Below are 7,809 nucleotides of genomic sequence, written 5' to 3' on the forward strand. Positions count from 1 at the left end.
CGCCACAACCTGTTGCAGGAACTGCTGGCGGCGAAGGACGAGGCGGACCAGGCCAGCCAGGCCAAGAGCAGTTTCCTGGCCACCATGAGCCACGAAATCCGCACTCCGATGAACGCCATCATCGGCATGCTCGAACTGGCGCTGAAGTATGACGAGCAGGGCCGCTGGGAACGTGCGCCGATCGAGGTGGCCTACGGTTCGGCGCAGACCTTGCTGGGCCTGATCGGCGATATCCTGGATATCGCCAAGATAGAGTCGGGCAAGCTCGACCTGTTTCCGCAGCGCGCCAGCCTGCATGAACTGATCGAATCGGTGGTGCGCGTAGCGGACGGCCTGGCGCGGCAGAAAGGCTTGCAGCTGCGGCTGCAGATCGATTCGGAGCTGCGCCGCGATGTGCTGGTCGATCCGCAGCGTTTTACCCAGATCGCTTTCAACCTGGTCGGCAACGCCATCAAGTTTACCGACAAGGGCTCGGTCCAGGTGCGGCTGGAGGGCGCCATGGCAGGACAGGACCGGCTCCAGGTCCGGCTCAGCATCGAAGACAGCGGAATCGGCATCAGCGCCGCCGACCAGGAAAAACTGTTCGCACCGTTTGCACAGGTGGGGGCGGCGAAAAACCGCGCCGGTTCCGGCACCGGGCTGGGCCTGGCCATCAGCCGCAAGCTGGTTGAAATGATGGGCGGGAACCTGCAGCTTTCCAGCGAACCTGGCGTCGGCACCCTGGTCAGCGCCGCTTTCTCCGTGCTGGCGCTGGATGCGGTCGCCGCGCCTGTATTGCCGGCGGCCGCGGATCATGCCAAAAACTTCAAGCCCTTGCGTGTGCTGGTGGTCGATGATCACGCGCCCAACCGCATGGTGATCACCCAGCAGCTGGAATTCCTCGGCCACCGGACCGCCACCGCCGAAGATGGCGACGAGGCCTTGCAAGCGTGGGTGCCGGGTTTGTTCGACCTGATCATCACCGATTGCCAGATGCCGGTGATGGACGGCTACGCGCTGGCCCGGGCCATCCGCAAGATCGAAGAAACCCATCCGGCGGCGCGCAGGTCTGTGATCTTCGGGTTTACCGCCAACGCCCAGGCGGAAGAAATCACGCGCTGCCGCGAAGCCGGCATGGACGATTGCCTGTTCAAGCCGATCGGGCTGGAGATGTTGCGCGAGCGCCTGGCGCAGATAACAACCGGCGCCGGCGCCGGGCCGGGTGCGACGCCGCTGCCGCCGGCCGCGCACGAACAGGTATTCGACCGCGCGGCGCTGGACCAGCTGACCCAGGGCAATCCGGCCTTGACCGCGAAGCTGCTGCGGCAAATGGTGACGTCGAACCGGCAAGACCTGGAGCGCCTGAGCGCCAGCGCTGGCGACGGCCAATGGAGCGGCGTGACTGACATGGCGCACCGGATCAAGGGCGCGGCGCGGATCGCCGGCGCCGAGCGGCTGAACGCGGCTTGCCTGGCGCTGGAAGAGGCCTGCGAGGGGCCGCCGGATGTGGCGCAACTGCAGGCGCGGGTGGATGTGGTGGCGGCGGAAATCGGTGAGCTTGAAACCGCGCTGGACCTTGAGTTGCTGCGGCTGGCCTCGCTGTCGGACTAAGCAGTGCGAGCGGCTGGCAAACGGAAATCCGCCTGAGGGCGGATTTTTTTGTTTTTGTTCCCGGTTAACTGTCATTCAGTTAACGACAAACCGCCCGAAAGCTTGAATACTCGGTCCCTAAGTTGCTGTCTTCATGATCGATTCATGATCGTGCAAAAAAATCGGGCATCATGCATGACTCTCCAGGGCCGCAACGCATGCCACAAAAGTGGTATGGGGCTTACTAAACAGGGTAGAAGCACGCTATTATTGCTGCGCAGAAATTTGACGGGATGCCCTCGATGGTAATTTTTTGATAATATTTCGTGGGTATTTCCTGCTTTTTGGCCTGATTGCATTTCATCCCGTGTTTTAGTCGGTTGATCCCCACGATCCTGCAACTTGTCGCAATCGCATACCGGACGGCAATTTTCCTCTTTACAGTGTCGGCACACACTGTACATTGGAGAGTTGCAGCAAATGGCCAAAGACAGCGTTACACCCAGTAAAGCAGCATAAAAGCAGCATAAAACAATTAAAAATCCCGCATTTGGGAGCCCCTCAAAAAATCATGTAAGGGAAAAGGATGCGTTTATTCAAGATGCTCGGCAGCGTACCCCTGCTGTCCGTGATCGCCGGTTGCGTTGTCGGGCCTACCTACCAGGAACCCTCGCCAGCTACATCGTCACAAGCCGTGCTGCCGCAATTCCAGGCCAGCCTCCCGCAAACCGCCGCCAACGGTAATGGTACTGGCGCGGCCGACCTGACGGGCTGGTGGTCGCAGTTCGACGACCCGCTGGTGAGCGAGCTGGTGGCTGCGGCCCAGGCCAGCAACCCGAGCCTGGCGCAGGCCCTGGCGCGTATCGCGCAGGCGCGCGCCGCGGCGGGTTCCGCCGGCAGCGCGCTCTTTCCGTCGCTGGCCGCCGACGCCAGCAGCACACGCAGCAAATCTCTCTCCGGCACCACCGGCCTGGGCAGCGCCAGCATCATCACCACCAACAGCACGGCCGCCTTCGACGCCAGTTGGGAACTTGACCTGTTTGGCGGCAAGCGCAAGACGGCCGAAGCCGCCAACGCGCGCGTGTTCGCCCGCAACGCCGACTGGTACGGCGCCAAAGTGTCGCTGGCGGCGGAAGTCGGCAGCACCCTGGTGAACTACCGTGCCTGCGTGGCCATTGCGGCGATGCTGGCGCAGGACCTGAAGTCGCGCGAACAGACTGCCCAGCTGACGGCGCTGAAAGTCAAGGCTGGATTTACGGCGCCGGCAGACGGAGCCCTGATCAACGGCTCTACTGCGGATGCACGGCAAAAACTGGTGGTGCAGCGTACCGAGTGCGATCTTGACGTCAAGGCCCTGGTGGCGCTGACCGACATTCCCGAACCGGCCTTGCGCACCAAGCTTGCGGTCAACGAGCGGCTGCCGACACCGCGCGGCTTCGTGGTCGAGAGCGTGCCGGCGCAGGCTTTGTCGCAGCGGCCTGACATCGCTGTCGCCGAGCGCGAACTGGCGGCCGCCAGCGCCGAGATCAATGTCGCGCAGGCCAACCGCTATCCTAGCCTTTCGCTGCTGGGCAGCATCGGCATCGGCGGTTTCCGCTTCGACGGCAGCAGCTCCCGTTCCGACACCTGGTCGTTCGGCCCGTCGCTCAAGCTGCCGCTGTTCGATGCCGGACTGCGCAGGGCGCAAGTCGACCTGGCGCGTGGCCGTTACGACGAAGCCTATGCCGGCTACCAGCTGCAGGTGCGCAGTGCGGCGCGTGAAATCGAAGAAGCGCTGGTGCGGCTGGATGCAGCTGCGCGGCGCGAAGACGATGCGGCGCTGGCGGCGAAGGAATACGAGAGCTACTTCCGCGCCAACGACGACAAATTCAAGGCCGGCAGCGGCAGCCTGTTTGAACTGGAAGATGCGCGCCGCACTTTCCTGTCGGCGCAGCAGACTCAAATCAGCGTACAACGCGAACATGTGACCGCCTGGATTGCACTCTACAAGGCCCTGGGCGGCGGCTGGCGCAATGACAAGCAGCAGGCGGAAACTACCCCTGCGCGCGCGCCAGACACCGATCGTTCTTAATACTATCCGTAAAGAATCCTGTCATGAAAAAGCCATCTTTCAAGCAAGCAGCAATCGTCGCCGCCGTGGTCGTGATCGCCAGCGGTGCATTCTGGGCCACTACCAGCAACCACGCCAAATCCGGCGACAAGGCGGACAACAAGGAAGCGGCCAAGCCGAAGGCCTCGCTCACCGTCACCACCACCAAGGCGCAAACCGTCGACTGGCCGTTGTCCCTGACCGCCAACGGCAGCATCGCGGCTTGGCAGGAAGCCGTGGTCGGCAGCGAGCTGGGCGGTTTGCTGCTGTCGGAAGTGCGGGTCAATGTCGGCGATGTGGTCAAGCGCGGCCAGGTGCTGGCGCGCTTCACCAATGAAAGCGTGGCGGCCCAGGTGGCCCAGCAAAAAGCCGCGGTGGAAGAAGCGCGGGCGGCCATGTCGGAAGCCGACGCCAATGCCGAGCGGGCGCGCACCCTGGTCAACAGCGGCGCCTTGAGCGGCCAGCAGACCACGCAATACGAAGTGGCTGAACGCAGCGCCAAGGCGCGTTTGCTGTCGGCCCAGGCCAGCCTGGAAATGCAGCAGATCCGGCTGCGCCAGACCGAGGTGATCGCGCCTGACGACGGCGTCATTTCTTCGCGCAGCGCAACCGTCGGCGCGGTGGCGTCGCAGGGCCAGGAACTGTTCAAGCTGATCCGCCAGAGCCGCCTCGAATGGCGCGCCGAAGTCAACGCTACCGACCTGCTGCAGATCAAGGTCGGGCAGGCGGTGAAACTGCGTGTCACCAACGGCGTGCTGGTCGACGGCAAGGTGCGCATGATTGCGCCGACGGTGGATCCGGCTACCCGCAACGCGCTGGTGTATGTCGATCTGCCGGTGCCTGGCAGCGCGCATGCCGGCATGTTCGGCACCGGCCAGTTCCTGCTCGGCCGCGCCGAGGCGCTGACCTTGCCGCAAAGCGCGGTGGTGATGCGCGACGGCTTCAGTTATGTCTACCAGCTGGGCAAGGACGATAAAGTGATACAGACCAAGATCAACCTGGGACGGCGCGTCGGCGAACGGATTGAAGTGGTCGACGGCGCCGGCAGCATCACGCCGGCGATGGTGCTGATCGAAAAGGGCGCGGGCTTCCTGGCCGACGGCGACACCGTGCGGGTGGCGAATCCGGTGGCGAATTCGGCCGATAGTAAACCGGTCGCTGCCAACGCCGCGCCGCTGGCATTGAAGTAAACGGGGACCCGCCATGAATTTTTCCGCTCTTTCGATCAAGCACCCGGTTCCCGCCATCCTGCTGTTCATCATGCTCACCGTCATGGGCCTGATGAGTTTCAAAAGCATGCTGATCCAGGATTCGCCCGATATCGATTTTCCGTTCATTTCGGTTTCCACCGCCTTGCCGGGCGCTTCGCCTTCGCAGCTGGAAACCGAAGTGGCGCGCAAGATTGAAAACTCGGTCGCTACCGTTACCGACATCCGCCATATCTACACCACCATCAACGATGGCGTGGTCAACATCACTATCGAATTCCGCCTGGAAAAAGATATCCAGGAAGCGATGGATGATGTGCACGACGCCGTCAACCGCGTGCGCAGCGATTTGCCGATCGACGTCCGCGATCCGGTCTACGGCAAGGCGAGCACCTCGGGCCAGCCGATCATCACCTACACCGTCAAGTCCGAACAGCTGGATGAAGAAGCCTTGTCCTGGTTTGTCGACAACGAGGTGTCCAAGGCCTTGCTGTCGGTGCCTGGCGTCGGCAAGATCGCCCGCGTCGGCGGCGTCAACCGCGAAGTGCTGGTGGAACTCGATCCGGAACGGATGGCGGCCCTGAACGTGTCGGCGGCGCAGATTTCGCGCCAGCTGCAGCGCGTGCAGCAGGAAGCGCCGGGCGGCAAGGCCGATATCAGCGGCGCCCGGCAATCGGTGCGCACCATCGGCACGGTCGGCAATGTGGCGGAAATCGCTGCCTTGCAGATGGCTTTGCCGGACGGCCATGTGATCCGGCTGGACCAGGTCGCCAAGGTGACCGACGGCGTCGGCGAACGCACTGCCATCACGCTGCTGGACGGCAAGCCGGTGGTCGGTTTTGAAATCACGCGCAGCAAAGGCTCCAGCGAAATCACGGTATCCAAGGCGGTGAAGAAAGCGGTCGCGACGCTGGGCGAGAAAGCTTCCCATGTGAAGATCGAGGAAGCCTTCAACAACGTCGACGCGGTCCAGGAAAACTATGACGGCTCGATGTCGCTGCTGTATGAAGGCGCGCTGCTGGCGGTGCTGGTGGTCTGGTTCTTCCTGCGCGACTGGCGCGCGACGCTGGTGGCCGCGGCGGCGTTGCCGCTGTCGATCATCCCGACCTTCATGGTGATGAACTACCTCGGCTTCACCCTCAACGGCGTGACCTTGCTGTCGCTGGCCCTGGTGATCGGTATCTTGGTCGACGATGCGATCGTTGAAATCGAAAACATCGTGCGTCACCTGCGCATGGGCAAGACGCCATACCAGGCAGCGATGGAAGCTGCCGATGAAATCGGCCTGGCGGTGGTGGCAACTACCTTTACGCTGGTGGCGGTGTTCCTGCCGACGGCCTTCATGAGCGGCATCGTCGGCAAGTACTTCAAGCAGTTCGGCTGGACCGCGGCGATTGCGGTGACCACCTCGCTGGTGGTGGCGCGGCTGCTGACGCCGATGATGGCGGCGTACCTGCTGAAGCCTATCCTGCATGAAAAGAAGGAAAGCCGCCTGATGGCGAAATACCTGGTGATCGCGTCCTGGTGCATGCGGCACCGGGTCAAGACCATGGGCATGGCGGCGCTGTTTTTTATCGCATCGCTGGCGATGATCCCGTTCCTGCCGACCGGTTTCATCCCGGCCAGCGACCGCGGCCAGACGCAGGTGACCCTGGAACTGCCGCCTGGCAGCATCCTGGAGAACACCCGCGCCAGCGCCGAGTATGCGCGCAGCCTGCTGCTGACTAACAAGGACGTGTCGCAGGTATACAGCGCGATCGGCGGCGACGATGCGCGCCGCGCCACGCTGACCGTGCTGCTCAAGGATCCGCCGGAGCGCAAGAAGAAACAGAGCGAAGTCGATATCGAGCTGCGCAAGTTGCTGACCAAGTTGCCTGGCTTGCGGTATACCGTCGGCGCCGGCGGCAACGGCGAGGAATTGCAGCTGTTGCTGTCGGGCGACGATCCGCAGGCGCTGAGCGCGGTGACGCAGGCGGTGGAGCGCGAGATCCGCACCATTCCCGATCTCGGCAACGTGACGTCCAGCATCAGCCTGGTGCGTCCGGAAATCATCGTCACGCCTAACTTCGCGAAAGCGGCCGACCTCGGCGTCACCGCTTCCGCCATCGGCGAAACCTTGCGCATAGCGACCTCGGGCGACTACGACCAATCGGTCGCCAAGCTGAACCTGCCGGAACGCCAGGTGCCGATCCGGGTGCGCCTGCCGGAAGACGCGCGGCACGACATGAGTGTGCTGGAGCGTTTATCGGTGCAGGGGAAAAGCGGCAATGTGCCGCTCAGCTCGGTGGCCGATATCCGTTTCGACAGCGGACCGGCGCGCATCGACCGCATCGACCGCAACCGCCGCGTGATCATCCACGTCGAACTGAACGGCCATGAGCTGGGCGAAGTGATGGACAAGGTCAATGTCTTGCCGAGCCTGAACAACCTGCCGCCTAACGTCAAGCGCGGCGCGCTGGGCGATGCTGAAGTCATGAAGGAACTGTTCTCCGGTTTCGCCCTGGCGATGCTGACCGGCGTGCTGTGCGTCTACATGGTGCTGGTGCTGCTGTTCAAGGGTTTCCTGCAGCCGGTGACGATCCTGGCGGCATTGCCTTTGTCGATCGGCGGCGCGTTCGCGGCTTTGCTGATTACGCACAACTCGTTCTCCATGCCGTCGCTGATCGGCCTGCTGATGCTGATGGGGATTGCGGTCAAGAATTCGATCCTGCTGGTCGAGTATGCCATCGTGGCCCGCCGCGATCATGGACTGAACCGCTTCGACGCCTTGATGGACGCCTGCCACAAGCGGGCCCAGCCGATCGTCATGACGACTATCGCGATGGGCGCCGGCATGCTGCCTATCGCGCTGGGACTGGGCGCCGATTCCAGCTTCCGCGGCCCGATGGCGATTGCCGTGATCGGCGGCCTGGTGACCTCGACCTTCCTCAGCCTGCTGGTCAT

4 protein-coding genes are annotated in these 7,809 nt (G+C 63.1%); all 4 read left to right on the top strand.

From position 1 onward, the window contains the following. Positions 1–1,590, top strand: a 1,590-nt coding sequence (locus JWQ61_RS00305; RefSeq protein ID WP_304358746.1) for an ATP-binding protein, incomplete at its 5' end; no start/stop codon positions are given. A 565-nt stretch (positions 1,591–2,155) separates the two neighbouring features. Then, complete coding sequence (locus JWQ61_RS00310; RefSeq protein WP_304358747.1) at positions 2,156–3,640, top strand: efflux transporter outer membrane subunit; 1,485 nt, start codon at positions 2,156–2,158, stop codon at positions 3,638–3,640. Between the two features lie 23 nt (positions 3,641–3,663). Next, positions 3,664–4,848 (top strand): efflux RND transporter periplasmic adaptor subunit, encoded by a 1,185-nt coding sequence (locus JWQ61_RS00315; protein ID WP_304358748.1) that lies wholly within the window; start codon positions 3,664–3,666, stop codon positions 4,846–4,848. 13 nt (positions 4,849–4,861) lie between these two features. Beyond that, positions 4,862–7,809 (top strand): efflux RND transporter permease subunit (locus JWQ61_RS00320; RefSeq protein WP_304358749.1); only part of this gene is annotated, 2,948 nt, incomplete at its 3' end.

Origin of the sequence: Collimonas fungivorans (assembly GCF_028292705.1) — a bacterium.
GTDB lineage: Bacteria > Pseudomonadota > Gammaproteobacteria > Burkholderiales > Burkholderiaceae_D > Collimonas > Collimonas fungivorans_B.